The organism is Caballeronia sp. RCC_10, assembly GCF_041360715.1.
GTDB lineage: Bacteria > Pseudomonadota > Gammaproteobacteria > Burkholderiales > Burkholderiaceae > Caballeronia > Caballeronia grimmiae.
In genome coordinates this window covers 918,462-936,554 of sequence record NZ_JBFUPT010000001.1, presented here as the reverse complement: position 1 = coordinate 936,554, position 18,093 = coordinate 918,462, and the positions used below count along the sequence as shown (strand labels likewise).

Genomic DNA, 18,093 nt, shown 5'->3' with positions numbered 1-18,093 from the left:
CGCATCAGGGTTTCGACGCCGCACGCGCAGCCGGGCTCGCGATGAAGCCGAAGCGCCGCTCGACGTCCGCGCGTGCGATCGCCTGCAAGGGCAAGTCGACGGCACCGCGCCAGTGGAACACGCCGCCGTGCAAGGCATCATCGACGGATGCGTGGCTCGCGAACAAGTCGAGATCGTGGTCGTGCAGCGCGGCGATGCGCGCCGGCGAAGCACCGTCGGAAAAGAGCAGGCCGCCTGCATCGTCGAGCCATGCGTGCGCCGGCTCGAACGGCGCGCCGGTCTGATCGGTCAGGCGAAGCGCGTCATCCGCAAGCGAAAGCCGCACGATCCACGGCGTATAAGCCAGTTCCACATACACGCGCTGCGGGCCGTTCTGAAAAAACCACTGGCCCTCGGCGTCGCGCTCGTAATTGCGATTGATGAACCCGATCAGCGCCTCATGCCGGATCACGTCGCCGAGCGCGCCGGCGGCCTGCGCCGCATCGTCGCGCATGCGCCACTGGCCACGTCTGTCGAGCATGAGCCAGCCCGTGCAGTGCGGAACGTTGGGCCACTTGGCGAGCGCCTGCTTGACGATTTCATCCATGATTCATCCGCGAGGAAGGAAGTGCTCGAGATATCCGAACACGCGCTGCGAGAGCCAGTCGATGCGTCCGGGAAACGGCCCCGTCATGAAGCCGACGTGCCCGCCGTGGTTTGGCTGATCGAGCGTCACGCATGTCGACACTTCCGCCTGCGACGGCAGCGCCGACTCGGGCAGGAACGGATCGTTGCGCGCATTCAGCACCAGCGCCGGCACTTCGATGTGCTTCAGATGCGCGCGGGTCGTCGCACTCGACCAGTAGTGATCGGTGTCCCGGAAGCCGTGCAGCGGCGCGGTGACGACATTGTCGAATTCATGAAGCGTGCGCGCGGCGAGCACGGCGTGGCGATCGTAAAGGCCGGGATGCTGCGCCAGTTTCGCGAGCGCCTTCTTCTTCAGCGACTTCAGGAAGCTGCGCGTGTAGACCATGCCGAAGCCTTGCGAGATCGCGTGTCCGCCCGCGTGGACATCGAGCGGAGCGGAGATCGCGGCAGCCGCGCTGATGATCGCGGCATCCGTGCCGCGCTCGCATAGCCAGCGCAACAGCACGTTGCCGCCGAGCGAGACGCCCGCCGCGACGATCGGTCCCGCGTGCCGCTCGCGCAAGCGGCGCAGGATCCAGTCGGCTTCAGCGCTGTCGGCCAGGTGATAGAAGCGCGGCAGCAGGTTGAGCGGCCCGCTGCAACTGCGGAAGTGCGGCACGACGCCATGCCAGCCGCGCGCCTCGGCGGCGGCCATCATCGAGCGGGCGTAGTGAGAATCGGAACTGCCTTCGAGACCGTGAAAGAGCACGAAGAGCGGGGCGGTGGACACGACGTCGCGCGATGCGTGCGCGAGCCAGTCGAGATCGATGAAATCGCCGTCGGGCGTGTCCCATCGCTCGCGCCGATAGCTGACCGCTGGCTTGCGGCCAAAGAGCGCCGGGACGATGGTCTGCGCATGCGCAGTCGGCAGCCAGCGGGGCGCGCTGTATAGCCATTCTTCAATAGGATCGAGGACGCTCGCAGCCACGGCGGGAGCACTATCCACGAACGACGAATCGTGTTGCAACAACGGATCGCGCTTCATGGTCCTCCCCGGCAAACGCCTTCTTCAATACTTCGTGTTTCAGTGCAGCGATCCCTTCCCGTGACGCAGCTTCACGGCGAACTGGCCGGCGGTTTCCATCGGCATCGTGCTCGCGTGGATGTGCGCGATGCGCCATTCGCCGCGCTCGTGGACCATCACGTAGGTCGTGAAGATCATGTGCGGCGCGGCGGTGCCCGCGGGCTGATGCGCTTCCGCAATCGCATACACGACGGTGCCGAGGCTGTCGTACACGCGGATATCAAGCGGCTCGATCGTGACGGGCTGCGCTTCGAGTTGCTTGCCGAGGCCCGCGCGTATGTTTTCGAGGCCATGCAGATGCGTGCCGTCCGCGCAGATGCAGGTGGCGAATTCCTCGTCGATCCAGAGCGACATCACGGCATCGATGCTGTTGTCCGCGACGGCCTGATAGTAGGCGTTGAGCGTGTCGGCGGCGGCTTCGAACAGGCGGGCGAAACGTGGCATGGCGCGTGAGTCTCTGGGTATCGGTGCGGGACGCCATCGAACGGTGGCGCGCCGCATCGGTCATGGTTCAAGGCATGTCCCCGTTCGGGGACATCGCGTGTCCGTGCCCGCGAAAGGGCGGCGCGACGCGTCAACGATGCGCGAGCAGCATGCCGCGCAAATCGGCGAAAACCTGTTCCGCGGACAGTTCGCGAAGGCAGTTCAGATGGCCGAGCGGACACTCGCGGGCAAAGCATGGACTGCAATCAAGATGCAGCCATTGTACCTTTGCGAGGTCGGACAAGGGCGGCGTATGGCGCGGATCGGTCGAGCCGTAAACCGCGACGAGCGGCCGCTTGAGCGCCGCCGCGACGTGCATGAGCCCAGAGTCGTTGGTGACGACCGCGCTCGCCCGCGCGATCAGCGCGCACGCTTCCCCGAGCGATGTCTGCCCGCACAGGTTGCGCACGTTCTGCGCGCGTTCCGCGATGGCCTGCGCGGCGGCCGAATCCTTGTTCGACCCCAGCGCGACGATGCGCGCATACGGGAACGACTGCGCGACGAACTGCGCCAGCGACGCGAAGTGCTCCGGCGGCCAGCGTTTCGCGGGACCATATTCCGCGCCAGGACAGAACACGACGAGCGGCGCGCGGGTATCGAGATTGAAGCGCGCCGAAACGCGCACGGCTTCGTTCGGGTCCGCTTCGAGGCGCGGCACGGGCAAGATCTGCGCGTCGCCCGTCTGCGCTTCGCGGGGCTGCGCGTACTTGTCGACGAACGGCAGCTTCGCGCCCGGCGCATAGGCGAGGGCGGCGTAGTGCACGGTCATCGGCGGACGATCGGTCTTCGGCGGATTCGGGTGGCGCACGTTCAGCAGCCCGTAGCGGCTCTCGCCCTTGTAGCCGATGCGCAGCCGGATGCCCGCCATCCACGGCAGCAGCGCGGATTTCATCGAGTTCGGCAAGACGTAGGCGGCGTCGTAACCGACATCGCGCAAATCGCTCGCGAGCTGCCAGCGGCGCAGCAGCTGCAGCTTGCCGTGGGCGAGGTCGGTGGCGTAGACGGCGTGAATTTCCGGCATGCGCTCGAGCACGGGCGCGACCCACGAGGGCGCGACGGCATCGATCACGATGCGCGGATGCAGCTTCTTCAGAAGCGTAAAGAGCGGCTGCGCCATCAATGCGTCACCGATCCAGTTCGGTGCTATAACCAGCGCACGGCGCATCGTTCGTTATCCGATCTCAAAATAGTGGCGGCTCTCCACGATGATGCGGGAGGCGCGCAAGTCTTGTTAATATGTGGGGCGGCCGGCATCGCACGGCCAGGCGGCGCATCCAGACACGAGCGCGCGGCCCGCCGCGACGGACCGCGCTCGTGACGACGCACGTCAGCGGCCGGTCAATGGCCCTTGATGACTTCGCCGTCCTTCAGCTTGTAGCGCGTGCCGCAATACGGGCAGCGCGCCTCGCCGTGCGACACGTCCAGAAACACGCGCGGATGCGTGCTCCAGCGTTGCATCTTCGGATTCGGGCAGAACGCGGGGATGTCCTTCGCCGACAACTCCACCAGCGGCATTTCCTTCAGGTCGCTCATTGCACTCTCTTTTCAATGTCGTTCGTTGCTCGCGGCAAGCGGGCCGCGCGGCCCGCCGCTGCATCAGACTTTCGCAAGCCAGCTCGCGTATTTCTCGTTCTTCCCGCCGACCACGTCGAAGAATGCGCTTTGTAGCTTTTCCGTGATGGGACCGCGCTTGCCCGAGCCGATGGTGCGGTTGTCGAGCTCGCGGATCGGCGTCACTTCGGCGGCCGTGCCGGTGAAGAACGCTTCGTCGCAGGTATAGACCTCGTCGCGCGTGATGCGTTTCTCGATCACCGGAATGCCGAAGTCGCGCGCCAGCGTGAGCACCGTGTCGCGCGTGATGCCATCGAGGCACGACGACAGGTCCGGCGTGTACAGCTTGCCGTTGTTCACCAGGAAGAAGTTCTCGCCGGAGCCTTCGGACACGTAGCCGTCGACGTCGAGCAGCAGGGCTTCGTCGTAGCCGTCGGTCACGGCTTCCTGGTTCGCGAGGATCGAGTTCACGTACCAGCCCGACGCCTTCGCGCGGACCATCGACACGTTCACGTGATGGCGCGTGAACGACGACGTCTTCACGCGGATGCCCTTCGCCAGGCCGTCTTCGCCGAGGTACGCGCCCCACGGCCACGCGGCGATCGCCACGTGGATGGTGTTGCCCTTCGCGGACACGCCGAGCTTCTCCGAGCCGACCCAGATAATCGGGCGGATGTAGCACGATTCCAGCTTGTTCTCGCGCACGACTTCGAGCTGCGCGGCTTCGAGCGTGGCGTGATCGAACGGAACGTCCATCTGGAAGATCTTCGCCGAGTTGAGCAGACGCTTGGTGTGCTCCTGCAGGCGGAAGATGGCCGTGCCGCTCGCGGTTTTGTATGCGCGGACGCCCTCGAACACGCCCATGCCGTAGTGCAGCGTGTGGGTCAGAACGTGGATGTTGGCGTCTCGCCAGTCGATGAGCTTGCCATCCATCCAGATCTTGCCGTCGCGGTCGGCCATTGACATACGCTTCTCCTAGCTGTCTCGTTCAGTGATTTCGATGGAACCGTGTCCGCCGCTCAAGCGCCGGTTATTAGCCGGTCGACTGCTGATTGCCTGCTGTTTGTCTGTAGAAGCATGCAAGACGCAGGCTCGGCGCAAAGGCGGTGAAAGACCGCCATTTTAGCGTCTTTTGACAATTGGACCGAGCTAAAAGCGCCTTTCGCGCCGCTATACTTTGCCTTTCACCGCGAACGTGAATTGCAGCTTCGATCTTTTCGCTTCTTCTTTCGGATCGTCGCGCAGCTCATCGGGGACAGGCGGTGGCTCGCTGTATCCGCTTCACCTCGCTTTACGTTTTCCGCGCGCTTTGTGTTGCAGCCGCATCGGGCGGCGCCTCGCCGTGCATCTGCGCGCATCGGCATCGCAATAATCTGGCCTCGCATCCGTCCATGCTCGACCGCCTGTCCCACACGAATCGCCGTGCATTTCTCGAAGGTGTCCGCACCTTCTCTCCCGCCATTCTCGCCACGTTTTCGTGGGGCCTCGTCACCGGCGTCGCGATGAGCAAGTCGGTGCTCACGCTGCCGCAGGCGCTCGGCATGTCCTTCGCGGTCTACGCGGGATCGTCCCAGCTCGCGGCGCTGCCGCTTTTCGCCGCGAAGCTGCCGCTCTGGACGCTGCTGCTGACCGCCGCGATGGTGAACCTGCGCTTCGTCATTTTCAGCGCCGGGCTCGCGCCGCACTTCTCGCATCTGCCGATGTGGCGCCGCGTGCTGATCGGTTACTTCAACGGCGACATCATCTATCTGATGTTTTCGAAGCGGAACTTCGCGCCGGCCGACCGGGCCGGGAAGGAAGCGTTCTTCTGGGGACTCGCGCTCGTGTGCTGGTTGTGGTGGCAGGTCTCGTCGGTCATCGGCATCCTGCTCGCGAGCCTGATACCGGCCAACTGGGGACTGGAGCTGGCGGGCACGCTCGCGCTGATTCCGCTGATCGTTTCGGCCATCGCGACGCGCTCCACGCTCGCCGCCGTGGCCGTCGCGAGCGTCGTGGCGCTGCTCGCGTTCGATCTGCCGTATCGCCTGAGCCTGCCGCTCGCGGTGCTCGCCGCGCTGCTGGCCGGCACGCTCGCCGATGTCATCGCGGACCGCTCGAGGCCGGCGGCGTTGCCCGCGGCGGCCGCCGAAGCGCCACCCGCATCCGACGCTGAATCCGACACCATGAGGCGCGCGCAATGACCCCGCTGCAGACCTGGCTGGCGATTCTCGGCATGGGCCTCGTCACGGCGGCGACGCGCGCATTCTTTTTGTTCGGTGGCGAGCGCACGGTGCTGCCGCCGCGCGTCCAGCGCGTGCTGCGATACGCGCCAGCGGCCGCGCTCGCGGCCGTCGTCGTGCCGGGCGTGCTGGAAACGCCCGCTGGCCTTTCCGTCGCGCTGTCGAATCACGCGATGTGGGCCTCGCTCGCCGGACTCGCGTATTACTTGTGGCGGCGCGGCATGATGGGCACGATCGCCGTCGGCATGATCGCTTTCACGCTGCTGAGGCTCGTCGCATGAGCCGCCGAGAACCGCTGCCTGCCATCGACGGATGCGCCAAATACGCATCATCAAGCATTGCGGCTAGAGCAGACGGGCCATTCAGTTAAAATGACGGTCTTTCCTGTCGCAGAGCGAGGTCGAAAGTGAGTCCGGCAGTCACCGCGCAACGGTTGTGCAGCTCGCCGCCTCCGGCAGAATCGCCGCAGCCGTGCGTCCGCGCCAACCCGGCGCACACGCGTTGCGGTCCGCCGTCCGACTCGTTCCCTCCGCATTCCAGCCGCGCGCTCATATCACTTGCGCGGCCTTCGCCCCCAGATTGATCCACGCGCGGGGCGCACCTTTCCAGTCCCCCGCCGCATGTCCCCGAAGCAGCCGCATCCAGCCGCTTCTTCGCCCGAACCGCTTTTCTGACTAACGTTGACTCCCATGACGAAAGTACTGCGTTTCACCGATCTGATCGCCGAAGGCAAAGTCTCTGGCAAGCGTGTATTCATCCGCGCGGACCTCAACGTGCCGCAGGACGACGCCGGCAACATCACCGAAGACACGCGCGTGCGCGCCTCCGTCCCGGCGATCAAGGCCGCGCTCGAAGCGGGCGCCGCCGTGATGGTTACTTCCCATCTGGGCCGCCCGACCGAAGGCCAGTTCAAGCCGGAAGATTCGCTCGCCCCGGTCGCGAAGCGCCTCTCGGAACTGCTGGGCCGCGATGTTCCGCTCGTCGCGAACTGGGTCGATGGCGTCGAGGTGCAGCCGGGCAATGTCGTGCTGCTCGAAAACTGCCGTTGCAACAAGGGCGAGAAGAAGAACGACGACGGCCTCGCGCAAAAGCTCGCGAAGCTGTGCGACATCTACGTGAACGACGCGTTCGGCACCGCGCATCGCGCCGAGGCGACCACGCACGGCATCGCGAAGTACGCGAGCGTCGCGTGCGCCGGGCCGCTGCTCGCCGCCGAACTCGACGCGCTCGGCAAGGCGCTCGGCAACCCGAAGCGTCCGCTCGTCGCGATCGTCGCCGGGTCGAAGGTGTCGACCAAGCTGACCATTCTGAAATCGCTGGCGGAGAAGGTGGATCAACTGATCGTCGGCGGCGGAATTGCCAACACGTTCATGCTCGCGTCGGGCCTGAAGATCGGCAAGTCGCTGGCGGAAGCGGACCTCGTCGGCGAGGCGAAGGAAATCATCGAGCAGGCGCGCGCGCGTGGCGCTTCCGTGCCGATCCCGAGCGATGTGGTGACCGCGAAGGAATTCGCCGCGACCGCGAAGGCGGAAACGAAGCCCGTCGCCGATGTCGCCGACGACGACCTGATCCTCGACATCGGCCCGGACACCGCCAACGCGCTCGCCGCGCAACTGGCGACTGCCGGCACCATCGTATGGAACGGCCCGGTCGGCGTGTTCGAGTTCGACCAGTTCGGCAACGGCACGAAGACGCTTGCGCAGGCAATCGCGAATTCGTCGGCGTTCTCGATCGCGGGCGGCGGCGACACGCTCGCGGCCATCGCTAAGTACGACATTCACGACAAGGTCAGCTACATCTCGACCGGCGGCGGCGCGTTCCTCGAATTCCTCGAAGGCAAGACGCTGCCCGCGGTGGAAGTGCTTCAGTCCCGCGCCGGGGCTTGAGGCGTTGGCCGCCCGAAACGATCCGGCGAAAGCAGGCAAGCAGGGCGCGCAAGCAGCCGGCGGCGCGCAAGCAGATGAAGTCAGGGACGTGATCGCGGGCGGCGCATCGGGCGATGCGCTCGATGCCGCGGCCGAAGCGGCGCTGGTCATCGCGGAGGCGGCCCGGACGGACGGGCCGTCCGCCGACGAAAGCCAGGGCCAGCAACAGAACGAGCGTCAGGACGAAGGCGAAGGCGAGGCCGCATTGCCGGCGCCGCCTGTCGTCATCATCGGCGGCGTGGCCACGCAGGCCGAGAAAGAAATCGATAAAGCGACGCCGGCACTGACCGGCGCGCGCGCGCAAGCGGTGAGCAACACGTCACCGTTGGCGCAACGTGCTCGCAGCGTTGTCACGGGCGATCCCACTGAGACGAGGAATTCCATGCATCGCGCCACCAAGATTGTTGCCACCATCGGCCCGGCTTCGAGCAACCCCGGCATCCTGCTTCAGATGATGCAGGCGGGGCTCGACGTCGTTCGCTTCAACTTCTCGCACGGCACCGCCGACGATCATCGCCAGCGCGCCGAGTGGGTGCGGGAGGCGGCGCGTCAGGTGGGCCGCGAGGTCGCGATCATGGCGGACCTGCAAGGTCCGAAGATCCGCGTCGGCAAGTTCGAAAACAACAAGACGATGCTCGTTGCGGGCAATCCGTTCGTCCTCGATGCCAATTGCGAGCTCGGCAACAACGAGCGCGTCGGCCTCGATTACAAGGATCTGCCGCGCGACCTGCGCGCGGGCGACACGCTGCTGCTCAACGACGGCCTCATCGTCCTCGACGTGACGCGCGTGATTGGCGAGGAGATTCATACGACCGTGAAGGTCGGCGGCGAACTGTCGAACAACAAGGGCATCAACCGGCAGGGCGGCGGGCTGACCGCGCCCGCGCTGACCGAGAAGGACATGGAGGACATCAAGACGGCGATGTCGCTCGGCGCGGATTTCGTCGCGGTTTCCTTCCCGAAGAACGCGACGGACATGGAAATGGCGCGGCAACTCGCGAACATCGCGGGCGCGCCTTACGGCATCAAGCCGAAGATGATCGCGAAGATCGAGCGTGCCGAAGCCATTCCGGCGCTGCAAGGCATCCTCGACGCGTCCGACGGCATCATGGTCGCGCGCGGCGATCTCGCGGTGGAAGTCGGCAACGCGGCGGTGCCGGCGCTGCAAAAACGCATGATCCGCATGGCGCGCGAGTCGAACAAGCTCGTGATCACCGCGACGCAGATGATGGAATCGATGATCCACGCGCCCGTGCCGACGCGCGCGGAAGTATCGGACGTCGCGAACGCCGTGCTCGACGGCACCGACGCCGTGATGCTCTCCGCCGAGACGGCCGCGGGCAAATATCCGGTCACGACCATCGAGACGATGGCCGCCGTGTGCGTCGAAGCGGAGAAGTCCGAAGAGTCGCAACTGGACCGCGACTTCCTCGACCGGACGTTCACGCGCATCGACCAGTCCATTGCGATGGGCGCGCTGTTCACGGCGTATCACCTCGGCGCGAAGGCCGTCGTGGCGCTGACCGAGTCCGGCTCGACCGCGCTGTGGATGTCGCGCCACTGGTCGCACGTTCCGATCTTCGCGCTGACGCCGCGCGTGGGCAGCGAACGCACGATGTCGCTGTATCGGAACGTCACGCCGCTGCATCTCGACACCAACATGGACCGCGACACCGCGCTCAATCAGGCGCTCGAAGTGGTCGTGTCGAAAGGCTATGCGGCGCGCGGCGATATGGTCGTGCTCACCGTCGGCGAACCGATGGGGCAGGCGGGCGGCACGAACACGCTGAAGATCGTGCGCGTCGGCGATCATTTCTGACGGCCCCGCGTAATTTCGGGAACGATGCGCGGTCAAGCGCCGCGCGGTTTCACCTGTATTGCAAAGCGCGCAAGACGACGCATGGCGGCTCGCCCCGCCTGCGTCCGTCGCTGCCAGCCATAGGCCGAAAAACTGCCCCAGAGCAGAATCGTGCGCGCCGGATTTTCGTTTCACATCATGGAGTTCCACAATGCCTCTCGTATCAATGCGTCAATTGCTGGATCACGCGGCCGAACACGGCTACGGCCTCCCGGCATTCAACGTGAACAACCTCGAACAGGTGCAGGCGATCATGTCGGCCGCGAACGAAGTCAACGCGCCGGTGATCATGCAGGCGTCGGCTGGCGCCCGTAAGTACGCAGGCGAAGCGTTCCTGCGGCATCTGATCGAAGCGGCGGTCGAGTCGTATCCGCATATTCCGGTCGTGATGCATCAGGATCACGGCCAGTCGCCGGCGGTGTGCATGGCCGCGATCCGCTCGGGCTTCACCAGCGTGATGATGGACGGCTCGCTCGAAGCCGACGGCAAGACCGTCGCGTCCTACGAGTACAACGTCGAGGTGTCGCGCAAGGTGGTCGAGTTCTCGCATTCGATCGGCGTGACCGTCGAAGCTGAGCTGGGCGTGCTCGGCTCGCTCGAGACGATGAAGGGCGACAAGGAAGACGGCCACGGCGCCGAAGGCACGATGACGCGCGAACAGTTGCTGACGGACGTGGAGCAGGCCGCCGACTTCGTCAAGCTCACGCAATGTGACGCGCTCGCGATCGCCATCGGCACGTCGCACGGTGCGTACAAGTTCTCGAAGAAGCCGACCGGCGATATCCTCGCGATCGACCGCATCAAGGAAATCCACCAGCGCATTCCGAACACGCACCTCGTGATGCACGGTTCGTCGTCGGTGCCGCAGGAGTTGCTGGCGGAAATCCGCGAATTCGGCGGCGACATGAAGGAAACCTACGGCGTGCCGGTCGAAGAGATTCAGGAAGGCATCAAGCACGGCGTGCGCAAGGTGAACATCGACACCGATCTGCGTCTCGCGATTACCGGCGCGATCCGCCGCTATCTGTTCGAAAATCCGTCGAAGTTCGATCCGCGCGACTATCTGAAGCCCGCGCGCGAAGCCGCGAAGGAAATCTGCCGTCAGCGTTACATGCAGTTCGGCTGCGAAGGCCAGGCGGGCAAGATCAAGCCGATTTCGCTCGACAAGATCGCCGAGAAGTACAAGTCCGGCGAGCTTGCGCAGATCGTGAAGTGACAGCGGGTCGAAGCCTCGCGCTGTTTGTAAAGTAAAATCAACGGGTTCCGGCGACGGGACCCGTTCGCATTTCCCGTTTGCCCCATCAGTCGCCGCTCGCACAGCAAGCGGCGACTCACTTTTTTTACGCCTCTTCGGTACATGACGATGTCCACGCTCTACGAATCCACGATCAAATCGCTGCCGCTGCTCGGCCGTGGCAAGGTCCGCGACAACTACGCCGTCGGTCAGGACAAGCTCCTCATCGTGACGACCGACCGCCTTTCTGCATTCGACGTCGTCATGGGCGAGCCGATCCCGAACAAGGGCCGCGTGCTGAACCAGATGGCCGATTTCTGGTTCGAGAAGCTCGGCCACATCGTGCCGAACCACAATACGGGCATCGATCCCGCGAGCGTCGTCGCTGAAGACGAAGTGGAGCAGGTGAAGGGCCGCGCGGTCGTCGTGAAGCGCCTGGAACCGATTCTCGTGGAAGCCGTGGTGCGCGGTTATCTCGCGGGCAGCGGCTGGAAGGACTATCAGGCGACGGGCGCGGTGTGCGGCGTGCAGCTTCCGCCGGGCCTTCAGAACGCTGAAAAGCTCCCCGAGCCGATTTTCACGCCGGCGGCCAAGGCCGAAATGGGGCATCACGACGAAAACATCACCTACGATGACATGGAGCGCCGCATCGGCACCGAGCTGTCGGCGACGATCAAGCGCATCTCCATCCAGTTGTACAAGGAAGCGGCCGAGTACGCGGCGACGCGCGGCATCATCATCGCGGATACGAAGTTCGAGTTCGGTCTCGACAACAAGGGCGAGCTGTATCTGATGGACGAAGTGCTCACCGCCGATTCGTCGCGTTTCTGGCCCGCTGATGGCTATCAGGTCGGCACCAATCCGCCGTCCTTCGACAAGCAGTTCGTGCGCGACTGGCTGGAAACGCAGCCGTGGAAGAAGGAGCCGCCCGCGCCGAAGCTGCCTGACGATGTGATCGCGAAGACATCGGAGAAGTATCAGGAAGCGCTGCAACGCCTCACGGGGCAGACGCTCGCGTAAGCGTCATTCGATCAAGAGCCAAGGAACGTAGCGATATGAGTGAAGTGCAGACCGGAGCGCATGCGCACGACGCGCCGCTCGTCGGCGTGCTGATGGGTTCCAGTTCCGACTGGGACGTGATGAAGAACGCGGTGGCGATTCTCCAGGAATTCGGCGTGCCGTATGAGGCGAAGGTCGTGTCCGCGCACCGCATGCCCGACGAGATGTTCGACTACGCCGAGCGCGCCCGTGAACGCGGCGTGCGGGCGATCATCGCCGGTGCGGGCGGCGCGGCGCATCTGCCGGGCATGCTCGCGGCGAAGACCACGGTGCCCGTGCTCGGCGTGCCGGTGGCGAGCAAGTACCTGAAGGGCGTCGATTCGCTGCATTCGATCGTGCAGATGCCGAAGGGCGTGCCCGTCGCGACATTCGCAATCGGCGAGGCGGGCGCGGCCAACGCGGCGCTGTTCGCGGTATCGATTCTGAGCGTCACCGATTCCCGTTATGCCGAAGCGCTCGCCGCTTTTCGCGTGAAGCAGAACCAGGCCGCGCGGGACATGGCGCTGCCGCCGCTCTGATCTTTTGCCCTGACATGAACCCACAATCCTCCCCCAACTCTCCGATTCTGCCGGGCGCCTGGCTAGGCATGGTCGGCGGCGGCCAGCTTGGCCGCATGTTCTGCTTCGCCGCGCAATCGATGGGCTATCGCGTCGCCGTGCTGGATCCCGACGAGACGAGTCCGGCGGGCGCGGTCGCGGATCGCCACATCCGCGCCGCCTACGACGACCGCGCCGCGCTGACCGAACTCGGCCGCCTGTGCGCGGCGGTGTCGACGGAATTCGAGAACGTCCCGGCCGCGAGCCTCGAAACGCTTGCGAGCTACACGTTCGTCAGTCCCGCAGCGAGTTGCGTGGCGATTGCGCAGGATCGCGTCGCGGAGAAGCGCTTCATCGCGCAGGCAGGCGTGCCGGTCGCGCCGCATGTGGTGATCGAATCGCCCGAGGCGCTCGACGCCCTCGCCGACGAGGACATCGCCGCCGTGCTGCCGGGCATCCTCAAGACCGCGCGGCTCGGCTACGACGGCAAAGGCCAGATGAGCGTGCGCAACGCGCAGGAAGTCCGCACCGCGTATGCGTCGCTGTCGGGCGTGCCGTGCGTACTCGAAAAGCGCATGCCGCTCAAGTACGAAGTGTCGGTGCTGATCGCGCGCGGCGGCGACGGCAAGTCGGCCGTGTTCCCGCTTGCGCAGAACACGCACGTCAACGGCATTCTGGCGAAGACGATCGTTCCCGCGCCGGACGCGTCCGCCGCGCTGGTCGCGCAGGCACAGGATGCGGCGCTGACGATTGCCGCGAAGCTCGGCTATGTCGGCGTGCTGTGCGTCGAGTTTTTCGTGCTGGAAGACGGCTCGCTGATCGCCAATGAAATGGCGCCGCGTCCGCACAATTCCGGCCACTATACGGTCGATGCCTGCGCCACCAGCCAGTTCGAGCAGCAAGTCCGCACGATGACCGGCATGCCGCTCGGCGACACGCGCCAGCATTCGCCGGCCGCGATGCTGAACCTGCTCGGCGATATCTGGTTCGACGGCGAGAAGAAGGACAAGGCGCGCGCACCGGCGTGGATCGACGTCGCGGCGATGCCGGCGGCGCGGCTGCATCTGTATGGCAAGGAGGAAGCGCGTCCGGGCCGCAAGATGGGGCACATCAATTTCACGGCGGCGACGCTGGAAGAAGCCCGCACGGCGGCGCGCGACTGTGCGCGAATGCTGCATATTCCGCTGGACTGAGTTTTGAAGCAGCACAAGCAATGACCATCATCTATCCGAGCGCCGCGCAGATCGACGAGGCCGCGGCCTTGCTCGATGCGGGCGAACTCGTCGCGTTCCCGACCGAGACGGTCTACGGTCTCGGCGGCGACGCCGAGAATCCCGAAGCCATCGCGCGTATCTATGCGGCGAAGGGACGGCCGGCGAATCATCCGGTGATCGTGCACCTCGCGCCGGAGGCCGATCCGGGCTACTGGGTCCGCGAGCTGCCCGCCGATGCGCAGAAACTCATCGACGCGTTCTGGCCGGGGCCGCTCACGCTCATCCTGAAGCGCGCATCGCATATTCCGGCGGCGGTGAGCGGCGGGCAGGATTCGGTGGGCATTCGGTGTCCTTCGCATCCGGTTGCGCAGCGTTTGCTGTCGGCGTTTCACGCGCGGCGTGCTGGCACGGGCAGGCAGGGCGGCGTGGCGGGGCCATCGGCGAACCGGTTCGGGCACGTCAGTCCGACGACCGCGCAACATGTCCGCGATGAATTCGGCGGCGCGGTTCATGTGCTCGATGGCGGGGCGGCGGACGTGGGTATCGAATCGACGATTCTGGATCTGTCGCGCGGCTTTCCGGCATTGCTGAGGCCGGGGCATGTGAGTCCGCAAGCGATCGCCGATGTGATTGGCGAAGCGCCGCGTCTGCCCGATGGCAGCGATGCGACCGCGCCGCGTGCATCGGGTACGCTGAAGGCGCATTACGCGCCGAGGACGCCGCTCGCGCTGCTGCCGTTTGCGTCGATCGAGCCGATGCTGGCGGCGTTTCAGCCGGCGGATGGAAGGAAGGTTGCGCTGGTGGCGCGGGCGTCGAGCGCGGGCGCGTGGGCGCGCGCGCCGCACGTGCATTTCATCGCCGCGCCGGAAGATCCGCAAAGTTATGCGCGGGCGCTGTATGGCTTGCTGCGCGCGCTGGATCGGGCGGATGTCGAGCGCATCTTCGTGGAGAAGTTGCCGGAGTCGATCGAGTGGATCGCGGTGAACGACCGGTTGGGAAGGGCGGCGGCGGCGTTCGAGGGGGAGTGAATGGTGGTCGGGCCGACGAGCTCAACCGCATTAGCCGCCCGAATCGCGACCTCTTCGATATTGCAAATGGCGTCGCGCTATGGACGACGCCAGGAAATGCAGTCTTGCCCCGCTCATAGCGCGAGTCATGCATAAACGGTAAAGCCCCGCATAACGCGGGGCCACCGAAAACCTTATTTGCCCAACCCCGCCGCCGCGATCTTCTGCTCCGCCGTCTGCGCATAAAGCGCATGCAGATGCGTCGTCGGATGCACGGTATCCGCGTACATATACGTCTGGTCTGCGTCCGGCGTCGTGCGCGTCTGCGGCGAGCAGAAAAGCGACGTCGCGAAATCGCTCGGATTCGGCTCGCCGTAAGCCTTCGCCGCCGCGGCCATCGCCTGCAGATTGCAGCCCGTGCCCGTGTTCGACACCGCGAAACCGTATTGCTGATAGTTCGCCGTGATGTTGGCAAGCGGTCCGACGATATCCAGGAAGATCACCTTCGACATCAGCCCCGTCTTCGTCAGCGCGGCGGCGAGCGCCTGATTGAAACCGAGCGATGCCTGCGACAGCAGCGCCCGCGTCGTCGCGTTGCTCATCATGCCCTGCGGCGTCGCGCCGATGTCCGGCACATTCGACACGAGCACGTGCGTCGCGCCGCCCTGCACGATCTTGCCGACGATACCCGCCAGATCGATCGCCGCCTGCCCGATCGCCGCCGTCGCCTGCGCCGGCGTCATCTGTCCCGCCTGAACCGCGGTCAGGTTGTACAGGATGTCGTTCGCGCCGCCGTTGACGATGACCAGTTGCCCGGCATTGAAGCTGCCATGCGACGTCAGATAGTTCGTGACCTGCGTCGCGACCGGCACCGTCAGCGCGCCCGCGTAGTTCGCCGGGTCCGTGCCGCGATGGCCGATGCCCACCGGATTCGTCACGCGCGAGCCGCCCTGCGCGTAGCCGAAGCCCGCCTGCGTCGCCGGCGGCGTGCCGAAGCCGCCGGTCATCGCCGGCGTGAGGGTGTCGCCGTAATACTGGGCGACGTCCTGCACCCACACCTGGCCAGGGTTCGTCGTGAAGCGTCCGCCGCCGAAGTTCGCCGCCGCGACCGGCGTGTAGGTGCCGACGTCCGACAGGCTGTCGCCGAACGATACGACCTGCAGCTTGATCCCGCCGGCCGGCGTCGAGTTGTTGTCGTCTGAACCGCCGCCGCACGAGGCGAGCAGGGCGAGTGCCGCGCTCGCGGTGGCGATGCGGGCGTAGCGCGCCAGGGCGGCGCGCGTGGAACGATGCTTCTTCATGGACCTCGTCTCCGTTCTTCGGTTTTGTACTTGTCTCGCGGCGCTTGCATGTGCCGCTCGTGCTGCTGCATCGGATTGTGCCGCAAGCAGGGCGGATGTCGAGCGATGCCATTCATCTCGCCCCGCCGCGTCTTAGAGCGTACACGCCGCGCGCGCCTCATCGCGCGTGACTTCGTAGAACAATTCTTCGGTCGCCGGTCCGCGAGTGAGCGGACCACGCGGGTTTCACCCGACTGACAGCCCGCCCGCGCCGAGGTCCATCGCGCGCATTACTCGTCGGCGGCCGCCTTGCCCGGGCCTTCGTAGACCCATTCCAGCAGCGCGTCGTGGGCGGCGCGGGCCGCTTCCGCGCGGGGATCGTTGATGAAGCTGACGACCACGTAGCTTTGCCCATCCGCCGCGCCGACATAGCCGGCGATCGCGCGCACGTCGCGCAACGTGCCGGTCTTGATGTGCGCGTTGCCGCCTGCGCCCGCGTTCGCGAGCCGGTTGCGCATGGTTCCGTCGACGCCCGCGATAGGCAGCGATTCGACGAACACCTGCGCGACCGGACTCGCGTTCGCCGCCTGCAAGAGGTCCGCGAGCGATGAGGCCGCGATGGTCTCGTCGCGCGACAGGCCCGAGCCGTTGTCGAGCGCGAGGCCGTTCGTCGGCAGGGCGCTGCGGCGCAGGAACGTCTGAATGGCCTGCGCGGATTTCGCGGTCGTCGCGGGCGGCTTCAGTTGCGCCGCGCCGACCGTGAGGAAGAGATTGCGCGCCATCACGTTGTTGCTGTACTTGTTGATGTCGCGAACGATGTCCGACAGCACCGGGCTGCGATGCGTGCCGACGAGCCGCGCGCTCGAAGGCGTCGGGCCCTCGCGCGTCGCGCCCTGGAACGTGCCGCCCGCCTGCTTCCACAACGCGAGAAAGCCGCCGGCGAAGAACGTCGAGTGATCGAGGGCCGCGACGTTGATCGTGCGCGAGCCGCAGCGCAACGGATAGTCGCCGATGAACGATGCCTGCACGAAGCCGCCCTGCGTCTGCGCCACGCTCGGCGACGCCGCAGGCAGCGTTCCCGCGCACGCGCCGCGCGTCACGCGCAGTTCGTTGTCGATTTGCAGTTGCGCGAGTTGCGGCAGCACGTCGATGGAGACCTGGCCGTCGGCATTCGGCGTCAGCGTGAACGACAGCGACTTGAACGCGTAAAGCAGCGGATCGGGGCCGACGTTGTAGGGCGCGGCATCGTCGTTGTCGAAGGCGGGGAGATCGCGCGTGGAGGCGTCGAAGTAGCGCTTGTCGAGCACGAGCGCGCCGTCGATGCCGGTAATGCCGCTCTTGCGAATCTGGCTGACGAGGTCGATCAGTTCTTCGGGCACGAGCTTCGGGTCGCCGGTGCCCTGGATATAGAGATTGCCGTGCAGGACGCCTTGTGTATCGACGTCGCCGTCCGCGTAGGCGGTGGTCTTCCACCGATAGTCCGGGCCGAGCATCGAGAGCGCCGAGTACGTCGTGACGAGCTTCATCGTCGATGCGGGGAGCATCGGCCTGTCGGCGTTGATGGCGACGAGCGGCGTAGCCCCGCCGATGCGCTGCACGACCACGCTCATCGACGAAAGCGGCACGTGCGCCCGCGCGAGCGCGCTCATCACGGATGCGGGCAGCGGACCGGCGGGCGCCGCGATGCGAGCGGCTTTCTTCGCGCCCTTGGCCTTCGCTCCGCCGATCGCTGCGCGCTCCGGCGCATGCCTTTGCGATTCGGACTTCGTGCCGCCGCGCGCCTCGACATCGGGTGAATGGGACAACGCTGCGCAGGCGAGCGCCGTGGCGAGCGCGAACGTCGACAGACGCGCGGAAAACGAACCGAAAAGCGGATAAAAAAACGGCATACGAGCTTGCGTTCTTGGAGTGTTATGGGGACGGCGCCGCGATCGAAGTGCCGGGGCCCGCCCGGGCGAAGCGGGTATTGTAGACAAGCCGGCTTGCGGAATTCGTACGGACGTGCCGCCGTGCGTGAGCGGCGGTTAAGTCACGCTT

17 protein-coding genes are annotated in these 18,093 nt (G+C 65.8%); 9 read left to right on the top strand and 8 right to left on the bottom strand.

All coding sequences use genetic code 11. From position 1 onward, the window contains the following. Window positions 1-4: 4 nt before the first annotated feature. The 6 genes from AB6804_RS04405 to AB6804_RS04380 form a co-directional block, all read right to left on the bottom strand. Window positions 5-586, bottom strand: a complete 582-nt coding sequence (locus AB6804_RS04405; RefSeq protein ID WP_370885356.1) for a DUF2946 family protein — start codon at window positions 584-586, stop codon at window positions 5-7. A gap of 3 nt (window positions 587-589) precedes the next feature. Next, complete coding sequence (locus AB6804_RS04400) at window positions 590-1,651, bottom strand: hydrolase (RefSeq protein WP_370885355.1); 1,062 nt, start codon at window positions 1,649-1,651, stop codon at window positions 590-592. Window positions 1,652-1,690: 39 nt separating this feature from the next. Next, window positions 1,691-2,134, bottom strand: a complete 444-nt coding sequence (locus AB6804_RS04395; protein ID WP_370885354.1) for a nuclear transport factor 2 family protein — start codon at window positions 2,132-2,134, stop codon at window positions 1,691-1,693. 130 nt (window positions 2,135-2,264) lie between these two features. Next, a complete protein-coding gene (gene waaF / locus AB6804_RS04390; RefSeq protein ID WP_035961322.1) occupies window positions 2,265-3,338 on the bottom strand; it encodes a lipopolysaccharide heptosyltransferase II in 1,074 nt (357 codons plus the stop codon). Window positions 3,339-3,511: 173 nt separating this feature from the next. Beyond that, a complete protein-coding gene (locus AB6804_RS04385) occupies window positions 3,512-3,706 on the bottom strand; it encodes a zinc-finger domain-containing protein (protein ID WP_035961321.1) in 195 nt (64 codons plus the stop codon). 63 nt (window positions 3,707-3,769) lie between these two features. Beyond that, window positions 3,770-4,690 (bottom strand): branched-chain amino acid transaminase, encoded by a 921-nt coding sequence (locus tag AB6804_RS04380; RefSeq protein WP_035961319.1) that lies wholly within the window; start codon window positions 4,688-4,690, stop codon window positions 3,770-3,772. A gap of 425 nt (window positions 4,691-5,115) precedes the next feature. Between AB6804_RS04380 and AB6804_RS04375 the strand changes: the two genes are divergently transcribed. The 9 genes from AB6804_RS04375 to AB6804_RS04335 all read left to right on the top strand — a co-directional run bounded on the left by AB6804_RS04375 (window position 5,116) and on the right by AB6804_RS04335 (window position 14,797). Then, window positions 5,116-5,904, top strand: a complete 789-nt coding sequence (locus AB6804_RS04375) for an AzlC family ABC transporter permease (protein WP_370885420.1) — start codon at window positions 5,116-5,118, stop codon at window positions 5,902-5,904. Beyond that, complete coding sequence (locus tag AB6804_RS04370) at window positions 5,901-6,224, top strand: AzlD domain-containing protein (protein WP_370885353.1); 324 nt, start codon at window positions 5,901-5,903, stop codon at window positions 6,222-6,224. Before AB6804_RS04375 ends, AB6804_RS04370 begins: the two co-directional genes overlap by 4 nt. 408 nt (window positions 6,225-6,632) lie before the next feature. Beyond that, window positions 6,633-7,829: a phosphoglycerate kinase gene (locus tag AB6804_RS04365; protein WP_370885352.1), complete on the top strand. Its 1,197-nt coding sequence runs from the start codon at window positions 6,633-6,635 to the stop codon at window positions 7,827-7,829. Between the two features lie 421 nt (window positions 7,830-8,250). Further along, complete coding sequence (gene pyk / locus AB6804_RS04360) at window positions 8,251-9,687, top strand: pyruvate kinase (protein WP_244794831.1); 1,437 nt, start codon at window positions 8,251-8,253, stop codon at window positions 9,685-9,687. A 190-nt stretch (window positions 9,688-9,877) separates the two neighbouring features. Beyond that, on the top strand, window positions 9,878-10,942 hold the full coding sequence (gene fba / locus AB6804_RS04355) for a class II fructose-bisphosphate aldolase (RefSeq protein ID WP_244793423.1): 1,065 nt from the start codon (window positions 9,878-9,880) through the stop codon (window positions 10,940-10,942). Window positions 10,943-11,089: 147 nt separating this feature from the next. Next, a complete protein-coding gene (locus tag AB6804_RS04350) occupies window positions 11,090-11,980 on the top strand; it encodes a phosphoribosylaminoimidazolesuccinocarboxamide synthase (protein ID WP_035961891.1) in 891 nt (296 codons plus the stop codon). Between the two features lie 35 nt (window positions 11,981-12,015). Then, on the top strand, window positions 12,016-12,537 hold the full coding sequence (purE, locus tag AB6804_RS04345) for a 5-(carboxyamino)imidazole ribonucleotide mutase (protein WP_035961309.1): 522 nt from the start codon (window positions 12,016-12,018) through the stop codon (window positions 12,535-12,537). A 14-nt stretch (window positions 12,538-12,551) separates the two neighbouring features. Further along, window positions 12,552-13,748, top strand: a complete 1,197-nt coding sequence (locus AB6804_RS04340; protein WP_370885351.1) for a 5-(carboxyamino)imidazole ribonucleotide synthase — start codon at window positions 12,552-12,554, stop codon at window positions 13,746-13,748. Window positions 13,749-13,768: 20 nt separating this feature from the next. Further along, a complete protein-coding gene (locus tag AB6804_RS04335) occupies window positions 13,769-14,797 on the top strand; it encodes an L-threonylcarbamoyladenylate synthase (protein ID WP_370885350.1) in 1,029 nt (342 codons plus the stop codon). Window positions 14,798-14,970: 173 nt separating this feature from the next. On the opposite strand, the gene AB6804_RS04330 is transcribed toward AB6804_RS04335, so the two are convergent. Continuing rightward, a complete protein-coding gene (locus AB6804_RS04330) occupies window positions 14,971-16,077 on the bottom strand; it encodes an SGNH/GDSL hydrolase family protein (RefSeq protein WP_370885349.1) in 1,107 nt (368 codons plus the stop codon). Between the two features lie 269 nt (window positions 16,078-16,346). Beyond that, on the bottom strand, window positions 16,347-17,945 hold the full coding sequence (gene dacB / locus AB6804_RS04325) for a D-alanyl-D-alanine carboxypeptidase/D-alanyl-D-alanine-endopeptidase (RefSeq protein WP_370885348.1): 1,599 nt from the start codon (window positions 17,943-17,945) through the stop codon (window positions 16,347-16,349). Window positions 17,946-18,093 lie beyond the last annotated feature (148 nt).

What these genes read in the sequence shown, in the direction of transcription:
- AB6804_RS04405 (WP_370885356.1), bottom strand. Translation starts at nt 586, where the DNA reads ATGGATGAAATCGTCAAGCAGGCGCTCGCCAAGTGGCCCAACGTTCCG.
- AB6804_RS04400 (WP_370885355.1), bottom strand. Translation starts at nt 1,651, where the DNA reads ATGAAGCGCGATCCGTTGTTGCAACACGATTCGTCGTTCGTGGATAGT.
- AB6804_RS04395 (WP_370885354.1), bottom strand. Translation starts at nt 2,134, where the DNA reads ATGCCACGTTTCGCCCGCCTGTTCGAAGCCGCCGCCGACACGCTCAAC.
- waaF (WP_035961322.1), bottom strand. Translation starts at nt 3,338, where the DNA reads ATGCGCCGTGCGCTGGTTATAGCACCGAACTGGATCGGTGACGCATTG.
- AB6804_RS04385 (WP_035961321.1), bottom strand. Translation starts at nt 3,706, where the DNA reads ATGAGCGACCTGAAGGAAATGCCGCTGGTGGAGTTGTCGGCGAAGGAC.
- AB6804_RS04380 (WP_035961319.1), bottom strand. Translation starts at nt 4,690, where the DNA reads ATGTCAATGGCCGACCGCGACGGCAAGATCTGGATGGATGGCAAGCTC.
- AB6804_RS04375 (WP_370885420.1), top strand. Translation starts at nt 5,116, where the DNA reads ATGCTCGACCGCCTGTCCCACACGAATCGCCGTGCATTTCTCGAAGGT.
- AB6804_RS04370 (WP_370885353.1), top strand. Translation starts at nt 5,901, where the DNA reads ATGACCCCGCTGCAGACCTGGCTGGCGATTCTCGGCATGGGCCTCGTC.
- AB6804_RS04365 (WP_370885352.1), top strand. Translation starts at nt 6,633, where the DNA reads ATGACGAAAGTACTGCGTTTCACCGATCTGATCGCCGAAGGCAAAGTC.
- pyk (WP_244794831.1), top strand. Translation starts at nt 8,251, where the DNA reads ATGCATCGCGCCACCAAGATTGTTGCCACCATCGGCCCGGCTTCGAGC.
- fba (WP_244793423.1), top strand. Translation starts at nt 9,878, where the DNA reads ATGCCTCTCGTATCAATGCGTCAATTGCTGGATCACGCGGCCGAACAC.
- AB6804_RS04350 (WP_035961891.1), top strand. Translation starts at nt 11,090, where the DNA reads ATGTCCACGCTCTACGAATCCACGATCAAATCGCTGCCGCTGCTCGGC.
- purE (WP_035961309.1), top strand. Translation starts at nt 12,016, where the DNA reads ATGAGTGAAGTGCAGACCGGAGCGCATGCGCACGACGCGCCGCTCGTC.
- AB6804_RS04340 (WP_370885351.1), top strand. Translation starts at nt 12,552, where the DNA reads ATGAACCCACAATCCTCCCCCAACTCTCCGATTCTGCCGGGCGCCTGG.
- AB6804_RS04335 (WP_370885350.1), top strand. Translation starts at nt 13,769, where the DNA reads ATGACCATCATCTATCCGAGCGCCGCGCAGATCGACGAGGCCGCGGCC.
- AB6804_RS04330 (WP_370885349.1), bottom strand. Translation starts at nt 16,077, where the DNA reads ATGAAGAAGCATCGTTCCACGCGCGCCGCCCTGGCGCGCTACGCCCGC.
- dacB (WP_370885348.1), bottom strand. Translation starts at nt 17,945, where the DNA reads ATGCCGTTTTTTTATCCGCTTTTCGGTTCGTTTTCCGCGCGTCTGTCG.